The 19,588-nt window shown below is 35.7% G+C and carries 32 protein-coding genes and 1 pseudogene; 1 reads left to right on the top strand and 32 read right to left on the bottom strand.

The window, feature by feature from the left end; genetic code table 11:
- The first annotated feature begins 152 nt into the window (after nt 1–152).
- Nucleotides 153–1,217, top strand: a complete 1,065-nt coding sequence (locus QWY90_RS04245) for a hypothetical protein (RefSeq protein WP_290284615.1) — start codon at nt 153–155, stop codon at nt 1,215–1,217.
- A 36-nt stretch (nt 1,218–1,253) separates the two neighbouring features.
- On the opposite strand, the gene carA is transcribed toward QWY90_RS04245, so the two are convergent.
- The 32 genes and pseudogenes from carA to rpsG all read right to left on the bottom strand — a co-directional run bounded on the left by carA (nt 1,254) and on the right by rpsG (nt 19,588).
- On the bottom strand, nt 1,254–2,375 hold the full coding sequence (carA, locus tag QWY90_RS04240; protein ID WP_290284613.1) for a glutamine-hydrolyzing carbamoyl-phosphate synthase small subunit: 1,122 nt from the start codon (nt 2,373–2,375) through the stop codon (nt 1,254–1,256).
- Between the two features lie 518 nt (nt 2,376–2,893).
- Nucleotides 2,894–3,346, bottom strand: a pseudogene (rplQ, locus tag QWY90_RS04235) (50S ribosomal protein L17); the annotation flags it as partial.
- A 62-nt stretch (nt 3,347–3,408) separates the two neighbouring features.
- Nucleotides 3,409–4,401, bottom strand: a complete 993-nt coding sequence (locus QWY90_RS04230) for a DNA-directed RNA polymerase subunit alpha (RefSeq protein WP_136151653.1) — start codon at nt 4,399–4,401, stop codon at nt 3,409–3,411.
- Nucleotides 4,402–4,422: 21 nt separating this feature from the next.
- Nucleotides 4,423–5,028 carry a 30S ribosomal protein S4 gene (gene rpsD, locus QWY90_RS04225; protein WP_290284612.1) on the bottom strand — a complete coding sequence of 202 codons (606 nt, stop codon included), beginning with the start codon at nt 5,026–5,028 and terminating at the stop codon, nt 4,423–4,425.
- 80 nt (nt 5,029–5,108) lie between these two features.
- A complete protein-coding gene (gene rpsK, locus QWY90_RS04220) occupies nt 5,109–5,492 on the bottom strand; it encodes a 30S ribosomal protein S11 (protein ID WP_290284611.1) in 384 nt (127 codons plus the stop codon).
- 8 nt (nt 5,493–5,500) lie between these two features.
- Entirely contained in the window at nt 5,501–5,875 is a 375-nt protein-coding gene (gene rpsM / locus QWY90_RS04215; protein WP_264520636.1) for a 30S ribosomal protein S13, read from the bottom strand.
- A gap of 2 nt (nt 5,876–5,877) precedes the next feature.
- Nucleotides 5,878–5,994 (bottom strand): type B 50S ribosomal protein L36, encoded by a 117-nt coding sequence (ykgO, locus tag QWY90_RS04210; RefSeq protein WP_081932050.1) that lies wholly within the window; start codon nt 5,992–5,994, stop codon nt 5,878–5,880.
- A gap of 11 nt (nt 5,995–6,005) precedes the next feature.
- A complete protein-coding gene (gene infA / locus QWY90_RS04205) occupies nt 6,006–6,221 on the bottom strand; it encodes a translation initiation factor IF-1 (RefSeq protein ID WP_026714631.1) in 216 nt (71 codons plus the stop codon).
- A 5-nt stretch (nt 6,222–6,226) separates the two neighbouring features.
- Nucleotides 6,227–7,570, bottom strand: coding sequence for a preprotein translocase subunit SecY (secY, locus tag QWY90_RS04200; protein WP_290284609.1), 1,344 nt, complete (start codon nt 7,568–7,570; stop codon nt 6,227–6,229).
- Between the two features lie 10 nt (nt 7,571–7,580).
- On the bottom strand, nt 7,581–8,033 hold the full coding sequence (gene rplO, locus QWY90_RS04195) for a 50S ribosomal protein L15 (RefSeq protein WP_290284608.1): 453 nt from the start codon (nt 8,031–8,033) through the stop codon (nt 7,581–7,583).
- A gap of 11 nt (nt 8,034–8,044) precedes the next feature.
- Entirely contained in the window at nt 8,045–8,227 is a 183-nt protein-coding gene (gene rpmD / locus QWY90_RS04190; RefSeq protein ID WP_290284607.1) for a 50S ribosomal protein L30, read from the bottom strand.
- 12 nt (nt 8,228–8,239) lie between these two features.
- Entirely contained in the window at nt 8,240–8,764 is a 525-nt protein-coding gene (gene rpsE / locus QWY90_RS04185; protein WP_121312864.1) for a 30S ribosomal protein S5, read from the bottom strand.
- 3 nt (nt 8,765–8,767) lie between these two features.
- A complete protein-coding gene (rplR, locus tag QWY90_RS04180) occupies nt 8,768–9,121 on the bottom strand; it encodes a 50S ribosomal protein L18 (protein WP_290284605.1) in 354 nt (117 codons plus the stop codon).
- An 11-nt stretch (nt 9,122–9,132) separates the two neighbouring features.
- Nucleotides 9,133–9,675, bottom strand: coding sequence for a 50S ribosomal protein L6 (rplF, locus tag QWY90_RS04175; RefSeq protein ID WP_290284604.1), 543 nt, complete (start codon nt 9,673–9,675; stop codon nt 9,133–9,135).
- A gap of 15 nt (nt 9,676–9,690) precedes the next feature.
- Nucleotides 9,691–10,089: a 30S ribosomal protein S8 gene (gene rpsH, locus QWY90_RS04170; RefSeq protein ID WP_290284603.1), complete on the bottom strand. Its 399-nt coding sequence runs from the start codon at nt 10,087–10,089 to the stop codon at nt 9,691–9,693.
- 140 nt (nt 10,090–10,229) lie between these two features.
- Complete coding sequence (gene rpsN / locus QWY90_RS04165; RefSeq protein ID WP_290284602.1) at nt 10,230–10,499, bottom strand: 30S ribosomal protein S14; 270 nt, start codon at nt 10,497–10,499, stop codon at nt 10,230–10,232.
- 3 nt (nt 10,500–10,502) lie between these two features.
- Entirely contained in the window at nt 10,503–11,054 is a 552-nt protein-coding gene (gene rplE / locus QWY90_RS04160) for a 50S ribosomal protein L5 (RefSeq protein ID WP_121312859.1), read from the bottom strand.
- 2 nt (nt 11,055–11,056) lie between these two features.
- On the bottom strand, nt 11,057–11,371 hold the full coding sequence (gene rplX / locus QWY90_RS04155) for a 50S ribosomal protein L24 (protein WP_290284601.1): 315 nt from the start codon (nt 11,369–11,371) through the stop codon (nt 11,057–11,059).
- 11 nt (nt 11,372–11,382) lie between these two features.
- A complete protein-coding gene (rplN, locus tag QWY90_RS04150) occupies nt 11,383–11,751 on the bottom strand; it encodes a 50S ribosomal protein L14 (RefSeq protein WP_007803649.1) in 369 nt (122 codons plus the stop codon).
- A gap of 2 nt (nt 11,752–11,753) precedes the next feature.
- The gene (gene rpsQ / locus QWY90_RS04145; protein WP_264520627.1) at nt 11,754–12,014 is read right to left on the bottom strand and encodes a 30S ribosomal protein S17; all 261 of its coding nucleotides are present in this window, start codon (nt 12,012–12,014) and stop codon (nt 11,754–11,756) included.
- Nucleotides 12,015–12,028: 14 nt separating this feature from the next.
- Nucleotides 12,029–12,220, bottom strand: coding sequence for a 50S ribosomal protein L29 (gene rpmC / locus QWY90_RS04140; RefSeq protein WP_290284600.1), 192 nt, complete (start codon nt 12,218–12,220; stop codon nt 12,029–12,031).
- A 13-nt stretch (nt 12,221–12,233) separates the two neighbouring features.
- Nucleotides 12,234–12,659, bottom strand: coding sequence for a 50S ribosomal protein L16 (gene rplP, locus QWY90_RS04135; protein WP_290284599.1), 426 nt, complete (start codon nt 12,657–12,659; stop codon nt 12,234–12,236).
- Between the two features lie 20 nt (nt 12,660–12,679).
- Complete coding sequence (gene rpsC, locus QWY90_RS04130) at nt 12,680–13,444, bottom strand: 30S ribosomal protein S3 (protein WP_236465036.1); 765 nt, start codon at nt 13,442–13,444, stop codon at nt 12,680–12,682.
- Between the two features lie 5 nt (nt 13,445–13,449).
- A complete protein-coding gene (gene rplV, locus QWY90_RS04125) occupies nt 13,450–13,860 on the bottom strand; it encodes a 50S ribosomal protein L22 (protein ID WP_290284598.1) in 411 nt (136 codons plus the stop codon).
- Between the two features lie 6 nt (nt 13,861–13,866).
- Nucleotides 13,867–14,145, bottom strand: coding sequence for a 30S ribosomal protein S19 (gene rpsS / locus QWY90_RS04120; protein ID WP_007136562.1), 279 nt, complete (start codon nt 14,143–14,145; stop codon nt 13,867–13,869).
- A 6-nt stretch (nt 14,146–14,151) separates the two neighbouring features.
- On the bottom strand, nt 14,152–14,976 hold the full coding sequence (rplB, locus tag QWY90_RS04115) for a 50S ribosomal protein L2 (RefSeq protein ID WP_290284595.1): 825 nt from the start codon (nt 14,974–14,976) through the stop codon (nt 14,152–14,154).
- A 6-nt stretch (nt 14,977–14,982) separates the two neighbouring features.
- Nucleotides 14,983–15,273 carry a 50S ribosomal protein L23 gene (rplW, locus tag QWY90_RS04110; RefSeq protein WP_290284594.1) on the bottom strand — a complete coding sequence of 97 codons (291 nt, stop codon included), beginning with the start codon at nt 15,271–15,273 and terminating at the stop codon, nt 14,983–14,985.
- Between the two features lie 7 nt (nt 15,274–15,280).
- The gene (gene rplD, locus QWY90_RS04105; protein WP_290286926.1) at nt 15,281–15,910 is read right to left on the bottom strand and encodes a 50S ribosomal protein L4; all 630 of its coding nucleotides are present in this window, start codon (nt 15,908–15,910) and stop codon (nt 15,281–15,283) included.
- The gene (gene rplC, locus QWY90_RS04100) at nt 15,910–16,527 is read right to left on the bottom strand and encodes a 50S ribosomal protein L3 (protein WP_290284593.1); all 618 of its coding nucleotides are present in this window, start codon (nt 16,525–16,527) and stop codon (nt 15,910–15,912) included. The genes rplD and rplC overlap by 1 nt, the downstream gene beginning before the upstream one ends.
- A gap of 100 nt (nt 16,528–16,627) precedes the next feature.
- Nucleotides 16,628–16,933, bottom strand: coding sequence for a 30S ribosomal protein S10 (rpsJ, locus tag QWY90_RS04095; protein ID WP_136151632.1), 306 nt, complete (start codon nt 16,931–16,933; stop codon nt 16,628–16,630).
- 11 nt (nt 16,934–16,944) lie between these two features.
- Nucleotides 16,945–19,101, bottom strand: a complete 2,157-nt coding sequence (gene fusA / locus QWY90_RS04090; protein ID WP_290284592.1) for an elongation factor G — start codon at nt 19,099–19,101, stop codon at nt 16,945–16,947.
- A 10-nt stretch (nt 19,102–19,111) separates the two neighbouring features.
- Complete coding sequence (gene rpsG, locus QWY90_RS04085; protein ID WP_136151630.1) at nt 19,112–19,588, bottom strand: 30S ribosomal protein S7; 477 nt, start codon at nt 19,586–19,588, stop codon at nt 19,112–19,114.

Raw genomic sequence — 19,588 nt, 5'->3', positions numbered from 1 at the left:
CTTTAGACAACTTATAAACGCAATTCTTTTAGTAAACAGTATAAGTATAAAAATAGCGCTTCCGTTTAATTATGTAAGATTAAAACAATATATGACAACATGCCCCCTTGATGTTGCTGTAGATTTGTATCAATAATTAAACTATTGCCATCATGAAAACTTCTACTACTAAAAACAGCACCACAAACAAACAATTGTCAATGATTTTTTTGGTACTTTTTGTTTCACTTCTTCCTACCTTTTTGCAATCTCAAAATTACAGAACCATAGATGCTTATATGGATGATTTTGCTAAAAACGAACTATTCGTTAAAAAATCTCTTATGGATTATTCTGTTTCTATAGTTGAATCACAATTGTATTCAAGAACTAAAGTTACGGCTATCCGGATTATCGATAAATTAGAAAATATCAATAGTATACTAAAAACGAACAATAAAGGATTTGAAGGCAATACTTTATTAAGAGACAGTTTTATAAAATTGAATCAAAAAACAATTGACTGTCTAAAAAACGGTAGTCTGATTTTAAATGATTATACGTATCAAAGTACTTTATCATTACCAGAAATAGGAGAAAACCTCAATATTAAAGAGAGCAACCTTATTGCTTATTATCAGGAACTTAAAAAATACGAGCAGGAGAAAAAGAATTTTGCTTTCTGCTATAAAATGCATTTCAAAAATAACAAAGCCAAAAACATTTTAGAATACAATGCGTATCAAAACATATTGTTTTATAAAATGAATGTTATGGATGAAAAACTTACTTATGTAATAAATGCAAAAGATAAAAAAGGGTTTTCGGATTGCTTGAACACAATTGCCTTTTTAAATGAGGAAGTTAAGGCAAAAACAAGCGTGTATAGAAGTGAATATAAAGACACTTCCCTCAATGATGCCAATATTGAATATGCTAATTATATAGCGGGACAAAGAGAAAAATTGAGCGATTTATTTAACGCTTATGTGAATAAGTTCAATGCAATGCAAGCATTAAAAAACACAACAAAAGCTGAAACAAGCGAAACTATTGCTGCATACAACAATACTGTTAGAAGCTACAATACCAAAAAGAATTTATTTTACGCTGTTTTTAATAATCTTCAAACTACTAAAGACAAAATGTATGACAGCTGGTTGACGACCAATGGTACTTTCTTGAAAAACAATGGTAAATTTAATAGCATCTATGAAAGATATGCTTTTAACGACTAATACCTGTAAATAGCATTAACACTAAAAGGTGGAAAGTTATACTTCAAGTAAACTATTCGCCTTTTTTATGTTTGTGATAAAATCATCAAAAAGATACTCCGAATCGTGTGGTCCCGGACTTGCTTCGGGATGGTATTGCACCGAGAAACAGCTTTTTGATTTCATTCGCATTCCGGCTACTGTACTATCATTGATATGATAATGAGTGATTTCTAAGTCGGGATGTTTCTCTAGTTCTTCTCTGTTGACAGCAAATCCGTGGTTTTGAGAGGTGATTTCTCCTTTTCCTGTAAGTGCATTCATTACCGGATGATTGATCCCTCTGTGACCGTTAAACATTTTATAGGTAGAAACTCCGTTTGCCAAACCGATGATTTGATGTCCTAAACAAATTCCGAATACTGGTTTGTCAGAAGCAATCATTTTTTGAGCTGTTTTGATTACTTGTTCTAAAGGTTCCGGATCGCCCGGGCCATTTGATAAAAAGTAACCGTTAGCATTAAACGATTTTAATTCCTCGAAAGAGGTGTTGTATGGAAACACTTTGATATAGCAATCTCTTTTGGCAAGGTTTCTCAAGATGTTTGTTTTGATACCTAAATCTAGTGCGGCTATTTTATAGGTCGCGTTTTCATCTCCGAAAAAGTAAGGTTCTGTTGTGGAAACTTTAGAAGCGAGTTCAAGACCTTTCATATCAGGAACGTTGGTGAGTAATTTCTTCAATTCTGTTACAGAAGTTCCATCGGTACAAATTACGGCGTTTTGTGCACCGTTGTCACGGATGTAACTTACCAAAGCTCTTGTATCGACATCAGAAATGCAGATTAGGTTTTGTTTTTCAAAATAGTCATACAAGTTGCTTTCAGAATCGGGGCGCGAATGATTGAAGCTGAAATTTTTACAAACCAAACCTGAGATCATGATTTTATCAGATTCCACTTCGTTGGCATTTACGCCGTAGTTTCCGATGTGTGGATTGGTGGCTACCATGATTTGCCCGAAGTAAGAAGGATCGGTGAAGATTTCCTGGTAACCGGTCATTCCGGTGTTGAAGCAAACTTCTCCAAAAGTTTTTCCTGAAATTCCGATTGATTTCCCATGAAAGATGGTTCCGTCGGCTAGTAATAAAATTGCGGGTGTTTTTGTAGTGTGTTGCATAGTGTAGTTGTGTTTGGCAAATTTATTTATTTAGTTCTAAAATTTCTAATTGACTTATTAAAGTTTATAAACATTCCTATAGTTTCCTGTCTAGCCCTGATTGGAGTGGCATCCTTTTAGACCTGACAGGTTTTAAAAACCTGTCAGGTCTAAAAGATAGAACGGAAAGCAGGAATATGGATTACTGATAAAACCCAAGCGATTCGCTCATAATTACCACCCCGCCCTTCGGGCACCCCTCAAGAGGGGAATTTTAAACAAAAAAAAAAGGATAAACAAAATGCTTATCCTTTTTTATATTTATGAGTTGGCAATCATTATGCCTCTTCTTCTTTTGATTCTTCATCAGCAGCTGGTGCTTCTGGAGTTTCGTCAGCTGGAGTCTCTTCCACTTCTGCTACTGCAGGAGCTTCTTCAACTACTTCTGGAGTTTCCACTTCAGCAGCTGGAGTTTCTACAACTTCTTCTACGATTGGTGCAGCTTCTTCAACGATTGGAGCTACTTCTTCTACAACTGGAGCAGGAGCGGCAGGAGTTGCAACTGGTGCAGCCGTTTTCTTAGGACGACGCGTTCTACCTTTTTTCTCTTCTTTTTTACCACCGTTGTATAGTTCATTAAAATCAACTAATTCAATCATGGCCATATCAGCGTTATCTCCAAGACGGTTACCCATTTTGATGATACGAGTGTATCCACCCGGACGATCACCAACTTTAGCAGCTACATCTCTGAACAAGTCAGTTACTGCATATTTGCTACGTAAGTAAGCGAAACAAATACGACGATTGTGTGTAGTATCTTCTTTTGATTTTGTTATAAGCGGCTCAACGAATTGTTTTAACGCTTTTGCTTTAGCAACAGTAGTGTTAATACGTTTGTGCTCTATAAGAGAACAAGCCATATTAGCCAACATAGCTTTTCTATGTCCTGTCTGTCTGCTTAAGTGATTTACTTTTTTTCCGTGTCTCATGACTTGTTTTTTTAACCTTCATCTTGCATCAATCCACCTTGGAGAGCAAAATATGAAGTAATTTATTCTTTATCTAATTTGTATTTACCTAAGTCCATTCCGAATGTTAAATTCTTGTTGGCTACTAATTCATCTAACTCCGTTAGTGATTTTTTACCGAAGTTACGGAACTTCATAAGGTCATTTTTGTTGAAAGATACAAGATCTCCAAGTGTATCAACTTCTGCAGCTTTCAAACAATTCAATGCTCTTACGGATAAATCCATATCAACCAATTTTGTTTTAAGCAATTGTCTCATGTGTAATGATTCCTCATCATAAGACTCAGTTTGAGCAATTTCATCAGCTTCAAGCGTAATTCTCTCATCAGAGAATAACATAAAGTGGTGAATTAAAACTTTGGCAGCTTCAGTTAGGGCATCTTTAGGATTAATTGATCCATCAGTTTTGATTTCGAAAACTAATTTTTCATAATCTGTTTTTTGCTCCACACGGAAGTTTTCAATAGCATACTTCACATTTTTTACCGGAGTAAAAATGGAGTCAGTAAATATTGTTCCGATTGCTGCGTTTTGTTTTTTGTTCTCTTCTGCAGGAACATAACCACGACCTTTCTCGATAGTTAATTCCATATTAAGATTTACTTTGCTATCTAAGTTACAGATAACCAATTCCGGATTCAACACCTGGAAACCAGAGATGAATTTTTGGAAATCGCCAGCTGTAATTTGATCTTTTCCTGAGATAGAAATTGAAACTGTTTCATTATCTACATCTTCAATCTGACGTTTGAAACGTACTTGTTTTAGATTTAGGATAATTTCAGTTACATCTTCTACAACTCCTGAAATAGTTGAAAATTCATGCTCAACACCATCAATTCTGATAGATGTAATTGCATAACCTTCTAACGCAGAAAGTAAAACTCTTCTAAGTGCATTACCAACAGTCAATCCGTATCCTGGTTCTAAAGGTCTGAATTCAAACTTACCTTCAAAATCGGTTGAATCGATCATGATAACTTTATCGGGCTTCTGAAAATTAAATATTGCCATAAATTTCGACTAAGTCAATTATTATTTGTTGTACAATTCGACGATTAACTGCTCTTTAATATTTTCTGGAATTTGCAATCTAGCTGGAACAGAAACGAAAGTTCCTTCCATAGTGTCATTATTCCATGTAATCCACTCATATACATGAGATGAATTGGCTAATGAAGCACCAATTGCTTCAACAGATTTAGATTTTTCACGAACAGCTACTTTATCACCTGCTTTTAGGTGGTAAGAAGGGATGTTAACCAATTCTCCATTCACAGTAATGTGACGGTGAGAAACGATTTGACGAGCTGCTCTTCTTGATGGAGCAATTCCCATTCTGAAAACTACGTTATCTAATCTAGCTTCGCATAATTGTAAAAGGATTTCACCAGTTACACCTTTAGAAGCTGCTGCTTTTTCGAATAAATTTCTGAACTGTTTTTCTAAAATTCCATAAGAATATTTAGCTTTTTGCTTTTCCATCAATTGGACAGCGTACTCAGATTTTTTTCCTCTTTTTTTAGCCATCCCGTGTTGTCCAGGAGGATAATTTCTTTTTTCGAAGGCTTTGTCTTCTCCGAATATCGCTTCTCCGAATTTACGGGCGATTCTTGTACTTGGACCAGTATATCTTGCCATTTTAAATTGTTTTAAGATAGAGATTATGAATTCAGGTCGAATCCTCCGATAATCTTTATTCTATCTTGATTATACTATAATTATACTCTACGTCTTTTAGGAGGACGACATCCGTTGTGTGGCATTGGAGTAACGTCAATGATTTCTGTTACTTCAATTCCTGAATTGTGTATAGATCTGATAGCAGACTCACGTCCGTTACCTGGTCCTTTTACATATACTTTTACTTTTTTAAGTCCAGCTTCCAATGCTACTTTACCGCAATCTTCTGCTGCCATTTGAGCTGCATACGGAGTATTCTTTTTAGAACCTCTGAAACCCATTTTACCAGCTGAAGACCAAGAAATAACTTCACCTTTTTTGTTTGTTAACGAAATGATGATGTTGTTAAAGGTTGCACTAATATGAGCTTCACCTGTTGATTCAACGATAACTTTACGTTTTTTTGTTGTTGCTTTAGCCATATTATTTATTATTTAGTTGCTTTTTTCTTGTTCGCAACAGTTTTTCTTTTCCCTTTTCTTGTTCTAGAGTTGTTCTTAGTTCTTTGCCCTCTTAATGGAAGACCAGATCTGTGACGGATTCCTCTGTAGCATCCAATATCCATTAGACGTTTGATGTGTAGTGAAACTTCTGAACGAAGTTCCCCTTCAATTTTGTAATATGATACCGCGTCACGGATTGCTCCGATTTCGTCATCATTCCAATCTTGAACTTTTGTATCTTGGCTTACTTGAGCTTTTTCTAAAATCTCAATTGCTCTACTTTTACCAACTCCGAAGATGTAGGTTAAAGCGATAACTCCTCTTTTGTTTTTAGGTATATCTACCCCTGCTATTCTTGCCATAACTATCCTTGTCTTTGTTTAAATCTAGGATTCTTTTTGTTGATTACGTATAATCTGCCTTTTCTTCGTACAATCTTGCACTCGGCACTTCTTTTTTTAACTGATGTTCTTACTTTCATTTTGAATATCTTTAGTATCTATAAGTAATTCTTGCTTTTGACAAATCGTAAGGACTCATTTCTAGTTTTACTTTGTCACCAGGTAACAATTTAATGTAATGCATACGCATTTTTCCAGAAATATGAGCAATTACAACATGTCCGTTTTCTAACTCCACACGGAACATTGCATTTGACAATGCTTCAATTATTGATCCGTCTTGTTCTATTGCTGATTGTTTTGCCATAAAAATTAAGCTACTGCTTTTCTATTTTTACCACTTTTCATCAATCCGTCATAGTGTTTATTCAACAAATAAGAATTTACTTGTTGGATAGTGTCAATTGCAACTCCAACCATAATGATAAGTGAAGTTCCACCATAGAACATTGCCCAAGATTGTTGCACACCAAGACCTACTATAATTGCTGGGAACACAGCTATCAAAGCAAGAAATAATGAGCCAGGGAATGTTATTAGAGACATGATTCTGTCTAAGAAATCTGCTGTTTCAATTCCGGGCTTAACACCAGGAATAAATCCGCCGCTTCTTTTTAAATCATCAGCCATTTTATTTGTTGGGACAGTAATTGCCGTATAAAAGAATGTAAAAATTACAATCAACGAACCAAATACTAAACAATACCAAAAACCAAACATATTACTGAATGTTCCAGCTATTGATTGCGATGTCTCCGATTTTGAAAGACCTGCAACTGCAGCCGGGATAAACATAATTGCCTGTGCGAAAATTATTGGCATTACTCCAGCAGAATTCAGTTTTAACGGAATCCATTGTCTGTTTCCACCCATCATGTCTTGTTCGAAATCTCCTGTTGTTGTACGACGAGCGTATTGTACCGGGATTTTTCTAACTGCCATAACTAATAGTACGCAAGCAATAATTACTAATAGCCACACGATAACTTCAATTACTAACAACATTGGTCCACCATTATTATTGGTAACTTTTGAAGTAAATTCTTGAAATAATGCTTGTGGTAATCTAGCAAGAATACCTACCATAATTAATAATGAAATACCATTTCCAATTCCTTTATCTGTAATTTTTTCTCCTAACCACATAGCGAAAATAGTACCTGTAGTTAAAATTAAAACCGATGAAAATAAGAAAGAGAACGAATCAAATCCTAAAAGGAATGCGCTACTAGGTAAAGTTCTGTATAAGTTATAGATATAACCAGGACCTTGAACTAGAGTAATCGCGATGGTTAACCATCTTGTAATTTGATTTAATTTCTTTCTACCACTTTCACCATCTTTTTGCAGTTTTTGCAAATATGGAATGGCAATACCCATTAACTGAACAACAATTGAAGCAGAAATGTATGGCATAATACCTAACGCAAATACTGATGCTTTTGAAAAAGCTCCACCGGTAAACATATCAAGTATTGATCCAATACCTTTATCTGTTTGCCCAGCCAAACTATGCAATTGTGTAGCATCAATACCCGGAAGCGTAACATGCGCACCAAATCTGTAAACTAAAAGCAACAAAAGAGTTAAAACAATTCTGTTTTTTAGTTCTTCTATTTTCCAAACATTTATAAATGATTCAAAAAATTTCTTCATTGTTCTATAATTATAAGGTTACAGCTTCTCCACCAGCAGCTTCGATAGCAGCTTTTGCAGTAGCAGTAAATTTATGTGCGGTTACTTTTAATTTTGCTTTTAATTCTCCTCTACCAAGAATTTTAACCATTTCAGTTTTAGTAGCCAAACGGTTTTCAACAAATACTGTAAAATCTACAGTATCGGTAACAATTCCGTTATCAACTAATAATTGAAGATTGTCAAGATTTACTCCTTGGTATTCTTTACGATTGATGTTTGTGAAACCAAACTTAGGCACACGTCTTTGAAGTGGCATTTGACCACCTTCAAAACCAATCTTTTTAGAATAACCAGAACGAGACTTAGCTCCTTTGTGACCTCTTGCAGAAGTACCACCTTTTCCAGAACCTTCTCCTCTACCTAATCTTTTATTTTGATTGTGTGTAGAACCTTCAGCAGGTTGTAAGTTACTTAAATTCATAACTGTATTTGTTATTTAACTTCCTCTACGGAAACTAAGTGTTTAACTTTATTTATCATTCCAAGGATTGCAGGATTTGAATCATGCTCCACAGTTTGTCCCATTTTACGAAGACCCAAAGCCTCTAATCCTCTTTTTTGTGTAAGCGGACAATTGATTTTGCTTCTAACTTGTTTTACTACTAATTTAGCCATAATTTCCTTGAATTAACCTTTAAAAACTTTTTCTAAAGAAATACCTCTTTGTTTTGCAACAGTAACAGCACTTCTCATTTGTAGTAAAGCATCAAAAGTTGCTTTTACCACGTTGTGAGGGTTTGATGAACCTTGTGATTTTGATAATACATCATGAATACCAACTGACTCAAGAACTGAACGAACAGCTCCACCTGCAATTACTCCGGTACCATGAGATGCTGGCATCAAAAATACTGCAGCTCCACCAAATTTTCCTTTTTGTTCGTGAGGAACTGATTGTCCGCTCAAAGGAATTCTAACTAAGTTTTTCTTTGCATCTTCTACTGCTTTTGCAATAGCTTCAGAAACATCTTTAGATTTTCCTAATCCGTGACCAACAACTCCATTTTCATCACCTACAACAACAATCGCAGAAAAACCAAACGCTCTTCCTCCTTTTGTTACTTTGGTAACACGATTTACACTTACCAGACGATCTTTTAATTCAAGACCACTAGGTTTTACTAATTCTACATTTTTGTATTTAGACATAATATATTAGAATTTAAGCCCAGCCGCTCTTGCGCCTTCTGCTAATGATTTAATACGACCGTGGTATAAATAACCTCCTCTATCGAAAGTTACTTCTGTAATCCCGGCTTTTAACGCTTTTTCAGCAACTAGTTTTCCAACTGTTGTTGCTACTTCCATGCTAGTACCTTTAGTATCTACTCCTTTATCTTTTGATGAAGCAGCCAATAAAGTAACTCCATTCACATCATCAATTAGTTGTGTGTAGATTTCTTTATTACTTCTGAATACAGATAATCTTGGTCTTGCAGCAGTTCCGCTTACAATCTTTCTGATTCTGTATTGTATCCTTTGTCTTCTTTCAGATTTTGTTAATGACATAATGCTAATTTTTAAGCTGATTTACCTGCTTTTCTTCTTAATACTTCACCAACAAACTTAACACCTTTACCTTTGTAAGGCTCTGGTTTACGGAAACCTCTGATTTTCGCAGCGACTTGACCAACTAATTGTTTGTCGAAAGATGTTAACTTCACGATTGGGTTTTTACCTTTCTCAGATATTGTTTCTAGTTTTACTTCTGGAGCAACTTCTAAAACAATATTGTGAGAATAACCTAAAGCTAAATCTAATTTTTGACCTTGATTCGAAGCTCTGTAACCAACTCCAACCAATTCTAATTCTTTAGTAAACCCTTCAGATACACCAATAACCATATTATTGATTAATGATCTGTATAATCCGTGTTTTGCTCTGTGATCTTTACTATCAGATGGTCTCTCTACTACTAGTTGACCTTCTTCAACATTAACAGTTACGTCTGCGTAATCCTGTGTAAGTTGACCTAATTTTCCTTTAACTGTAATTACTGTTTCACTAACTTCAACAGTAACACCAGCAGGAATCGAAATTGGATTTTTACCTATTCTTGACATGTTTTCTGTTTTTAATTAGTATACGTAACAAATTACTTCTCCACCAACATTTAATTGCTTAGCTTGTTTCCCAGTCATTAAACCTTTTGAAGTTGAAACAATAGCAATTCCTAAACCGTTAAGGATTCTAGGTAATTTTGAAGCACCTGCGTACTTACGTAAACCTGGTTTACTAATTCTTTGGATATCTTTAATTACAGAGTCTTTAGTATCTTTATCATACTTAAGAGCGATTTTGATGGTTCCTTGAACAGAACTGTCATCAAATTTGTAACTTAAAATATACCCTTGATCGAATAAAATTTTTGTGATTTCTTTTTTAAGGTTAGATGCTGGAATCTCAACCACTTTGTGGTTTGCCATCACTGCATTTCTAACTCTCGTAAGATAATCTGCAATAGGATCTGTATACATATTTATTAAATTGCGGCAACGGTTTTCAATAAAACTATTCTATTGAACCTGAAGCCATTAAACTCTTTTTTAACAACAGATAATTGTACGTTACCCGCAAAAAGCTGGCAAATGTACAATTATCTACTGAAATAAACTAATTACCAGCTAGCTTTTCTAACTCCTGGAATTAATCCTTGATTAGCCATTTCACGGAATGTTACACGTGAAAGACCAAATTGACGCATATAACCTCTTGGTCTACCTGTTAATTTACAACGATTGTGTAAACGAACTGGTGAAGCATTTTTTGGTAATTTTTGTAAACCTTCGTAATCTCCGGCTTCTAATAAAGCTTTTCTTTTCTCAGCATACTTTGCTACCGTTTTTTCTCTCTTAACCTCACGGGCTTTCATTGATTCTTTAGCCATGTCTTAATTCTTTTTAAAAGGTAAACCTAATTCTGCTAATAATGATTTTGCTTCTTTATCTGTGTTTGCTGACGTTACGAATGTAATATCCAAACCTGATATTTTGTTTACTTTATCAATATCAATTTCAGGGAAAATGATTTGCTCAGTAACACCAAGGTTGTAATTACCTCTTCCGTCAAAACCAGTAGCTTTGATTCCGCTAAAATCTCTAACACGTGGTAAAGATGATGTGATAAGTCTATCTAAAAACTCATACATTCTTTCTCCTCTAAGAGTTACTTTTGCCCCAATTGGCATCCCTTTTCTCAATTTAAAAGACGCAACGTCTTTTTTAGAGATTGTAGATACTGCTTTTTGTCCAGTAACTTTTGTCAACTCATCAACTGCATAGTCAACAAGTTTTTTGTCAGATACTGCTGCTCCAACGCCACGGCTTAAAACGATTTTTTCCAACTTAGGAACTTGCATCACGTTTTTATAACCGAATTCTTCTTTAAGGGCAGCAATTACTCTGTCCTTATACTCTTGCTTAAGTCTAGGTGTATATGCCATAACTATAATACTTGATTAGATTTTTTTGAAAATCTTACTTTCTTATCTCCTTCTACTTTGATTCCAACTTTAGTTGCAGTTTTTGATTTTGGATCAATTAATGCAAGGTTTGAAATGTGAAGAGGAGCTTCTTTCTTAACGATTCCTCCTTGAGGGTTTTTTGCACTTGGTTTTGTATGTTTCGAAACCATGTTTACACCTTCAACAATCGCTTTGTTCTTTTCACGGTCAACGCGTAAAACTTTACCTTCTGAACCTTTATGGTCTCCGGCGATAACTTTTACTACGTCACCTGATTTTATTTTTAGCTTTATCATCTTACTGTGAATTAAAGCACCTCAGGCGCTAATGATACAATTTTCATGAATTGTTTTTCACGAAGTTCTCTTGCAACTGGACCAAAAACACGAGTTCCTCTCATTTCTCCTGCAGCATTCAAAAGAACACATGCATTGTCATCGAAACGGATATAAGAACCATCAGCTCTTCTCACTTCTTTTTTGGTACGTACAACAACTGCAGTTGAAACAGCACCTTTTTTAACGTTACCGTTAGGTGTTGCATCTTTGATTGAAACTACAATTTTATCTCCAACAGAGGCATAACGACGTTTCGTTCCTCCTAATACACGGATAGTCAAAACTTCTTTTGCTCCTGTGTTATCTGCGACTTTTAGTCTTGATTCTTGTTGTACCATAATTATTTAGCTCTTTCAATGATTTCAACTAATCTCCAACATTTGGTTTTTGATAAAGGTCTTGTTTCCATGATCTTTACTGTATCACCAATGTTACAATCATTTGTTTCGTCGTGTGCATGAAACTTTTTAGTTTTTAACACGAACTTACCGTATAATGGGTGTTTTACTTTAGTTACTTGAGCAACAACAATAGACTTGTCCATTTTGTTTGATGTAACCACACCAATTCTTTCTTTTCTTAAATTTCTTTTATCTTCCATTTTGCAGAATACAATTATTGTAACTCTCTTTTAGTTAGCTCTGTTGCCACTCTGGCAACCGCTCTTCTAGCACTTCTAATTTGAAGTGGATTGGCAATTGGTGAAATAGCGTGAGCATTCTTTAGGTCAGCATACGCTTTTTTCAATTGACTAAGTTTTTCTTGTAACTCAGCTGCGGATAGATTTATAATTTCTGATTGTTTCATAATTAATTTTAGATTATGCTTCGAAATCTCTAGCAACGACAAACTTAGTTTTTACAGGAAGTTTTTGAGCAGCAAGACGTAAAGCCTCTTTTGCAACAGAAAGTGGAACTCCACCAACTTCAAACATTATTCTTCCCGGTTTTACAACTGCAGCCCAATATTCGACCGCACCTTTACCTTTACCCATACGTACCTCAAGAGGTTTTTTGGTGATTGGTTTGTCTGGGAAAATATTAATCCATAATTGACCTTCTCTTTTCATATATCTAGTTGCAGCAATACGCGCAGCTTCGATTTGACGTGAAGTCAAAAACATACCATCTTCATGTACAGATTTGATTCCAAACATCCCACTAGAAAGTTCGTGCCCTCTTTGAGCATTTCCTTTCATTTTACCTTTTTGTACCTTACGGTATTTTGTTCTTTTAGGCTGTAACATTTTTCTTTGTATTTAAAAAATTACTTTCTTTTACGGTCTCCCGCAGGTTTTCTGTCCTTGTTAAAAGGTTTTCTGTCACCTCTTGGAGAATCGCCACCTTTACCACCACCTTGACCAGCTTGTTTTTTGTCCATGCCTACAAGTGGAGAAAGATCTCTTTTTCCATAAACCTCACCTTTCATGATCCATACTTTGATACCCATTCTACCATAAGTAGTATGTGCTTCAGCCAAAGCATAATCAATATCGGCTCTGAAAGTTGATAGAGGAATTCTACCTTCTTTGAATTGTTCAGAACGTGCCATTTCAGCTCCGTTCAAACGACCAGAAATCAAAACTTTAATACCTTCTGCATTCATACGCATTGCTGCTGCGATAGCCATTTTAATAGCTCTTCTGTATGAAATACGGCTTTCAATTTGACGTGCAATACTAGTTCCAACTAAATATGCATCTAACTCAGGTCTTTTAATTTCAAAGATGTTGATTTGAACCTCTTTGTCAGTAACTTTCTTAAGTTCTTCTTTCAACTTGTCTACCTCTTGACCACCTTTCCCGATAATGATACCAGGTCTTGCAGTTGTGATAGTAACGGTTACAAGTTTCAAAGTTCTCTCGATGATTACTTTTGATACACTAGCTTTTGATAAACGAGCGTGGATATACTTTCTGATTTTATAATCTTCAGCGATTTTATCACCGTAATCATTTCCACCATACCAGTTTGAATCCCATCCTCTGATGATCCCAAGTCTGTTTCCTATTGGATTTGTCTTTTGTCCCATCTTACTTAATTTGCTTGTGTGTTATCTAATTGTCCTAATACGATTGTAACGTGATTAGAACGTTTTCTAATTCTGTGTGCTCTTCCCTGTGGAGCTGGACGAAGTCTTTTCAACATCATTCCACCATCTACAGTGATAGTTTTTATAAATAAGCCTGCTTCTGAAACGTTTCCTTCAGCATTTTTCTGCTCCCAATTGTTGATGGCAGATAATACTAATTTCTCTAATTTTCTTGAAGCTTCTTTTGAGCTAAATCTTAAAATATTTAAAGCTCTTTCCACTTTCTGACCTCTTACCAAGTCCGCAACTAAGCGCATTTTTCTAGGTGAAGTAGGGCAGTTATTCAATTTCGCGAAAGCTATAGACTTATTAGCCTCTTTTCTCGCATCTGCTGTTTCTCTTTTACGAACTCCCATTGCTTCTTATTTTTTACCTTTATTTTTTGCTCCAGCGTGACCTCTAAAAGATCTAGTTGGTGAAAACTCTCCTAATTTGTGACCTACCATGTTTTCTGTTACGTAAACTGGTACAAACTGACGACCATTGTGTACTGCGATTGTTTGTCCAACAAAATCCGGAGTAATCATAGAAGCTCTAGACCAAGTCTTTACTACTCCTTTGTTTCCACCTGCGATGTTTTCCTGAACTTTTTTATCTAATTTGTAATGAACAAAAGGTCCTTTTTTTAATGAACGTGCCATATCTTATTATTTCTTTCTACGTTCTACAATATACTTATTACTAGGGTTAACTTTAGAACGAGTTCTGTAACCTTTAGCTGGTAGTCCTTTTCTAGAACGTGGGTGACCTCCAGAAGAACGTCCTTCACCACCACCCATTGGGTGATCGACAGGGTTCATTGCAACAGGTCTTGTTCTTGGTCTTCTTCCTAACCATCTTGTTCTACCTGCTTTACCAGATACAATAAGTTGATGATCAGAATTTGATACAGCTCCAATAGTTGCTGAACAAGTCAACAAGATTAATCTTGTTTCACCTGATGGCATTTTAATTGTAGCGTATTTTCCATCTCTCGCCATTAATTGAGCGAATGTTCCAGCTGAACGAGCAATTACTGCTCCTTGACCCGGACGTAACTCAATACAAGAAATAACTGTTCCCAAAGGAATTTTACTTAATGGCAACGTGTTCCCAATTTCCGGAGAAGCTTCAACACCAGACACAACTGTCTGACCAACTTGCAATCCGTTTTGAGCAACAATATACGTTTTCTCTCCATCTGCGTACCACAATAATGCGATAAACGCCGTTCTGTTTGGATCATATTCTATTGATTTCACTGAAGCTGGAATACCATCTTTAGTTCTTTTGAAATCAATCATACGATACCTTTGCTTGTGACCACCGCCTGTATAACGCATGGTCATTTTTCCTTGACTATTTCTACCGCCTGAGTTTTTTATCGGTGCGATCAATGAACGCTCCGGCTTATCAGTCGTGATGGCGTCAAAACCATTCACAACTCTAAAACGCTGACCCGGGGTAATAGGTTTTAATTTTCTAACTGACATTTTCTATTAGATATTATTATAAAAATCTATTGTTTCTCCTTCTTTTACTTGAACAATTGCTTTTTTGTAAGCATTTGTTTTTCCGCTAATCAAACCACTTTTTGTATATTTAGTAGTTCTGTCAGCTCTATAGTTCATCGTGTTTACATCAACAACAGTAATTCCATAAGCAGCCTCGATAGCTTTCTTAATTTGAACTTTGTTTGCTTTTTTGTCAACAACAAAACCAAAACGATTGAAAACTTCACCTTCTTTGGTGATTTTTTCTGTTATGATAGGTTTAATTATGATACTCATGACTCTGTTATTTGCTTAAATTTTCTTCAATTCCTTCTAACGAACCTTCTGAAAGAACTAAGTTATTTGCGTTTAATATCGCATAAGTGCTTAATTCTGAGTTGGTTACGACGCTAGAGGCTTTTAAATTACGTGACGACAAATATACATTTTTATTTGATTCACCCAACACAAACAAAGATTTTTTGTTTTCTAACCCCAATGCTTTCAAAACATTGATGAAATTTTTAGTGTTTGGTGTTTCAAATTTGAAGTCTTCAACAACTACTATATTGGATTCTTTTGCTTTAATAGAGAAAGCTGATTTTCTTGCTAACCTCTTTACCGTTTTATTCAATTTGAATGAATAACTTCTTGGACGTGGTCCAAAAACAGTTCCTCCACCTTTGAATAAAGGGTTTTTTGCACTACCAGCACGAGCTGTACCAGTACCTTTTTGCTTTTTAATCTTACGCGTAGAACCAGCAACTTCAGCTCTTTCTTTAGCTTTGTGCGTTCCTTGTCTTTGATTTGCTAAATATTGTTTAACATCAAGATAAACCGCGTGATTATTTGGCTCAATTGCGAAAACTGAATCAGAAAGTTGAACTTTTCTTCCAGTTTCTTTTCCGTTGATATCTAAAACTTTTACTTCCATTACTTCTGAATGATTACATAAGAGTTTTTGCATCCAGGAATAGCTCCTTTAACAACAAGTAGGTTCTTTTCAGCCACTACTTTTAAAACTCTAAGATTTTGTACTTTCACATTGTCTCCTCCCATTCTTCCTGCCATACGCATTCCTTTGAATACACGTGATGGATAAGAAGATGCTCCTACAGAACCTGGCGCTCTCAAACGGTTGTGTTGTCCGTGAGTTGCTTGTCCAACACCACCAAAACCGTGACGTTTAACAACACCCTGGAAACCTTTTCCTTTTGATACACCTTGTACATCAACAAATTCTCCTTCGCTGAATACTCCCACGGTAACATTGTCACCTAATTTAAAATCACTTTCGAAACCTTGGAATTCAACGACTTTTCTTTTTGCAGAAGTTCCCGCTTTTTTAAAGTGACCTAAGTCAGCTTTAGTGGCGTGTTTTTCTGTTTTGTCATCGAAACCAAGTTGAAGCGCTTCATACCCGTCAACCTCAATGGTTCTGACTTGGGTAACGACACAAGGTCCAGCTTCGATTACTGTACAAGGAATGTTCTTCCCGTTTTCATCGAATAAGCTAGTCATGCCGATTTTTCTTCCTATTAACCCAGACATATTAAACTAATTATTAATTAATAAATTTATTTTTCACTTAAAAGAATTAAGTGTTAGACAAAATCCAACACTTAATTCTTGGCTTTTATTTAAAGTATACTTATACTTTGATTTCTACTTCAACTCCGCTTGGCAATTCAAGTTTCATTAAAGCATCAATAGTTTTCGAAGAAGAACTATAGATGTCTAACAATCTTTTGTATGAACTAACCTGGAACTGCTCTCTCGCTTTTTTGTTAACGTGTGGAGAACGTAGAACAGTAAATATTTTTTTGTGCGTAGGTAACGGAATTGGACCTGTCACAACAGCACCTGTGCTTTTCACAGTTTTTACGATTTTTTCTGCTGATTTATCAACCAACATATGATCGTAAGACTTTAATTTTATTCTAATTTTTTGACTCATCTTGATAAGAATTAAGCGTTACCTTTTGCTTTTTTGATTACTTCTTCTGAAATATTAGAAGGCGTTTGTTCGTAGTGTGAAAATTCCATTGTAGAGGTTGCTCTACCTGATGACAATGTTCTCAATGTAGTTACATAACCAAACATTTCAGATAAAGGCACATCAGCCTTAATAGTTTTCGCACCATTTCTGTCACCCATGTCATTCACCTGACCTCTACGACGGTTTATATCACCAACGATATCTCCCATGTTTTCTTCCGGTGTAATAACTTCCATTTTCATGATAGGCTCAAGGATAACAGCTCCGGCAGCTTTCGCAACTTCTCTATATCCCATTCTTGCTGCTAATTCAAAAGAAAGAGCGTCAGAATCCACAGGGTGGAAAGATCCGTCTAATAAAGTTACTTTTAAACTATCCACTTGGTATCCAGCTAATGGACCTGTTTTCATAGCTTCTCTGAAACCTTTTTCAACAGAAGGAATATATTCCTTAGGAACGTTACCACCTTTTACTGCATTTATAAACTGCAATCCAACTGGAGTTTTACCATCCACTTGATCCGCTGGTTCAAGGATAAATACGATATCACCGAATTTACCACGACCACCTGATTGTTTCTTGTACGTTTCTCTGTGTTGAGCAGATTTTGTAAAAGCTTCTTTGTATTCAACTTGAGGCTCACCTTGGTTTACTTCAACTTTGAATTCACGTTTCATACGATCTACAAGGATGTCTAAGTGTAACTCACCCATTCCCGAGATAATCGTTTGACCTGAAGCCTCATCTGTTCTTACTGTAAAGGTTGGATCTTCTTCAGCTAATTTTGCTAAAGCCATACCCATTTTATCAACGTCAGCTTTAGTTTTTGGCTCGATAGCGATACCAATTACCGGTGCTGGGAATTTCATTGACTCAAGAATAATTGGGTGTTTTTCATCACACATGGTATCTCCAGTCTTGATATCTTTAAATCCAACTGCTGCTCCAATATCACCTGCTTCGATGTAATCGATTGGGTTTTGTTTGTTAGCGTGCATTTGGTAGATACGAGAAATTCTTTCTTTGTTTCCTGAACGAGTGTTCAAGATGTATGAACCTGCATCTAAACGACCTGAATACGCACGGAAGAAAGCCAAACGACCAACATAAGGGTCAGTAGCAATTTTAAATGCCAAAGCTGCGAACGGCTCTTTTACATCAGGACGACGTAAGATTTTAGTTTGATCTTCTTCTAATAAATCAGCATCATCAGGATGAATTCCTTCAATACCTTCTTTATCTAAAGGAGATGGTAAATATTTACATACAGCATCCAACATAAATTGAACACCTTTGTTTTTGAATGATGAACCAGCAATCATAGGAATGATAGCCATATCCATAGTAGCAGCTCTTAATGCTGTATTGATTTCGTCTTCAGTAATAGAATCCGGATCTTCCATGTATTTATCAAGCAAGTTCTCATCATAATCAGCCACTGCTTCAATAAGGATATCTCTATATTCTTTTACTTCAGCCAACATATCAGCAGGAATAGGCACTATATCAAAAGTAGCTCCTAGTGTTTCATCATGCCATACAATAGCTTGATTTTTCACTAAATCTACAACTCCTTTAAAGTCATTTTCTTCACCAATTGGTAAAGTAATAGCAACAGCGTTAGATTTTAACATATCTCTAACTTGTTGACATACCATTAAGAAGTTAGAACCTTGACGGTCCATTTTGTTTACGAATCCCATACGTGGAACTCTATATTGATCAGCAAGTCTCCAGTTAGTTTCTGATTGCGGCTCAACACCATCAACTGCAGAAAATAAGAAAACCAATCCGTCCAATACACGTAACGAACGGTTTACCTCTACGGTAAAGTCAACGTGTCCTGGTGTATCAATAATATTAAAGTGATAATCCTGAGAAGTTGGTAATGGCTTACCTTGTTCTGTTGGAAAACTCCATTCACAAGTTGTTGCAGCAGAAGTAATAGTAATACCTCTTTCCTGCTCTTGTGCCATCCAGTCCATTGTTGCAGCACCATCGTGTACTTCACCAATTTTGTGTGATTTTCCAGTGTAGAATAATATACGCTCCGTTGTTGTTGTTTTACCAGCATCAATGTGAGCAGCAATTCCAATATTTCTTGTTAATTTTAAATCTCTAGCCATTTCTTAAATATTAAAATCTGAAGTGAGAGAATGCTTTGTTTGCTTCTGCCATTTTGTGAGTATCCATTCTCTTTTTAACAGCAGCGCCTTCTTCTTTAGCCGCAGCTAAAATTTCAGAAGCTAATTTACCTGACATCGATTTCTCGTTTCTTCTACGAGCATAAAGTATCATCCACTTCATGGCCATAGAGATTTTTCTGTCCGGACGAATTTGCATAGGGATTTGGAATGTAGCTCCACCAACTCTACGGCTACGTACTTCTACGTGAGGCATAACGTTTGTTAAAGCATCTTTCCATACTTCTAATGACGATTTTTCATCATTGTTCTTTTTTGTTTCTACAATTTCCATAGCATCATAAAATACTTTGAAAGCTGTCGATTTCTTACCATCCCACATTAGGTTGTTCACAAAACGTGTTACTAACTGATCGTTAAATTTTGGATCTGGTAAAAGTGGTCTTTTCTTTGCCGCTCTTTTTCTCAT

This window comes from Flavobacterium paronense (genome assembly GCF_030409795.1).
Taxonomy (GTDB): Bacteria; Bacteroidota; Bacteroidia; order Flavobacteriales; family Flavobacteriaceae; genus Flavobacterium; species Flavobacterium paronense.
The sequence above is the reverse complement of the archived record's forward strand: the minus strand, read 5'-3'. Positions and strand labels throughout refer to the sequence as shown.

Coding starts and splice junctions, on each gene's coding strand:
- rplD (WP_290286926.1), bottom strand. CDS start 15,910: ATGGAAGTAAAAGTTTTAGATATCAACGGAAAAGAAACTGGAAGAAAA.
- rplR (WP_290284605.1), bottom strand. CDS start 9,121: ATGTCATTAACAAAATCTGAAAGAAGACAAAGGATACAATACAGAATC.
- rpsG (WP_136151630.1), bottom strand. CDS start 19,588: ATGAGAAAAAGAGCGGCAAAGAAAAGACCACTTTTACCAGATCCAAAA.
- rpsN (WP_290284602.1), bottom strand. CDS start 10,499: ATGGCTAAAGAATCAATGAAAGCCCGTGAGGTTAAGAGAGAAAAAACG.
- carA (WP_290284613.1), bottom strand. CDS start 2,375: ATGCAACACACTACAAAAACACCCGCAATTTTATTACTAGCCGACGGA.
- QWY90_RS04245 (WP_290284615.1), top strand. CDS start 153: ATGAAAACTTCTACTACTAAAAACAGCACCACAAACAAACAATTGTCA.
- rplF (WP_290284604.1), bottom strand. CDS start 9,675: ATGTCAAGAATAGGTAAAAATCCAATTTCGATTCCTGCTGGTGTTACT.
- rplO (WP_290284608.1), bottom strand. CDS start 8,033: ATGAATTTAAGTAACTTACAACCTGCTGAAGGTTCTACACACAATCAA.
- rplW (WP_290284594.1), bottom strand. CDS start 15,273: ATGAGTATCATAATTAAACCTATCATAACAGAAAAAATCACCAAAGAA.
- rpsK (WP_290284611.1), bottom strand. CDS start 5,492: ATGGCTAAAGCAACAACAAAAAAACGTAAAGTTATCGTTGAATCAACA.
- rplX (WP_290284601.1), bottom strand. CDS start 11,371: ATGATAAAGCTAAAAATAAAATCAGGTGACGTAGTAAAAGTTATCGCC.
- rplN (WP_007803649.1), bottom strand. CDS start 11,751: ATGGTACAACAAGAATCAAGACTAAAAGTCGCAGATAACACAGGAGCA.
- QWY90_RS04230 (WP_136151653.1), bottom strand. CDS start 4,401: ATGGCAATATTTAATTTTCAGAAGCCCGATAAAGTTATCATGATCGAT.
- ykgO (WP_081932050.1), bottom strand. CDS start 5,994: ATGAAAGTAAGAACATCAGTTAAAAAAAGAAGTGCCGAGTGCAAGATT.
- rpsQ (WP_264520627.1), bottom strand. CDS start 12,014: ATGGAAGATAAAAGAAATTTAAGAAAAGAAAGAATTGGTGTGGTTACA.
- rplC (WP_290284593.1), bottom strand. CDS start 16,527: ATGTCTGGGTTAATAGGAAGAAAAATCGGCATGACTAGCTTATTCGAT.
- infA (WP_026714631.1), bottom strand. CDS start 6,221: ATGGCAAAACAATCAGCAATAGAACAAGACGGATCAATAATTGAAGCA.
- rpmC (WP_290284600.1), bottom strand. CDS start 12,220: ATGAAACAATCAGAAATTATAAATCTATCCGCAGCTGAGTTACAAGAA.
- rpsS (WP_007136562.1), bottom strand. CDS start 14,145: ATGGCACGTTCATTAAAAAAAGGACCTTTTGTTCATTACAAATTAGAT.
- secY (WP_290284609.1), bottom strand. CDS start 7,570: ATGAAGAAATTTTTTGAATCATTTATAAATGTTTGGAAAATAGAAGAA.
- rplE (WP_121312859.1), bottom strand. CDS start 11,054: ATGGCATATACACCTAGACTTAAGCAAGAGTATAAGGACAGAGTAATT.
- rplV (WP_290284598.1), bottom strand. CDS start 13,860: ATGGGAGTTCGTAAAAGAGAAACAGCAGATGCGAGAAAAGAGGCTAAT.
- rpmD (WP_290284607.1), bottom strand. CDS start 8,227: ATGGCTAAATTAGTAGTAAAACAAGTTAGAAGCAAAATCAATTGTCCG.
- rpsC (WP_236465036.1), bottom strand. CDS start 13,444: ATGGGACAAAAGACAAATCCAATAGGAAACAGACTTGGGATCATCAGA.
- rplP (WP_290284599.1), bottom strand. CDS start 12,659: ATGTTACAGCCTAAAAGAACAAAATACCGTAAGGTACAAAAAGGTAAA.
- fusA (WP_290284592.1), bottom strand. CDS start 19,101: ATGGCTAGAGATTTAAAATTAACAAGAAATATTGGAATTGCTGCTCAC.
- rpsJ (WP_136151632.1), bottom strand. CDS start 16,933: ATGAGTCAAAAAATTAGAATAAAATTAAAGTCTTACGATCATATGTTG.
- rpsH (WP_290284603.1), bottom strand. CDS start 10,089: ATGTATACAGATCCTATTGCAGATTATCTTACGAGAGTTAGAAATGCA.
- rpsD (WP_290284612.1), bottom strand. CDS start 5,028: ATGGCAAGATATACTGGTCCAAGTACAAGAATCGCCCGTAAATTCGGA.
- rpsM (WP_264520636.1), bottom strand. CDS start 5,875: ATGGCAAGAATAGCAGGGGTAGATATACCTAAAAACAAAAGAGGAGTT.
- rplB (WP_290284595.1), bottom strand. CDS start 14,976: ATGTCAGTTAGAAAATTAAAACCTATTACCCCGGGTCAGCGTTTTAGA.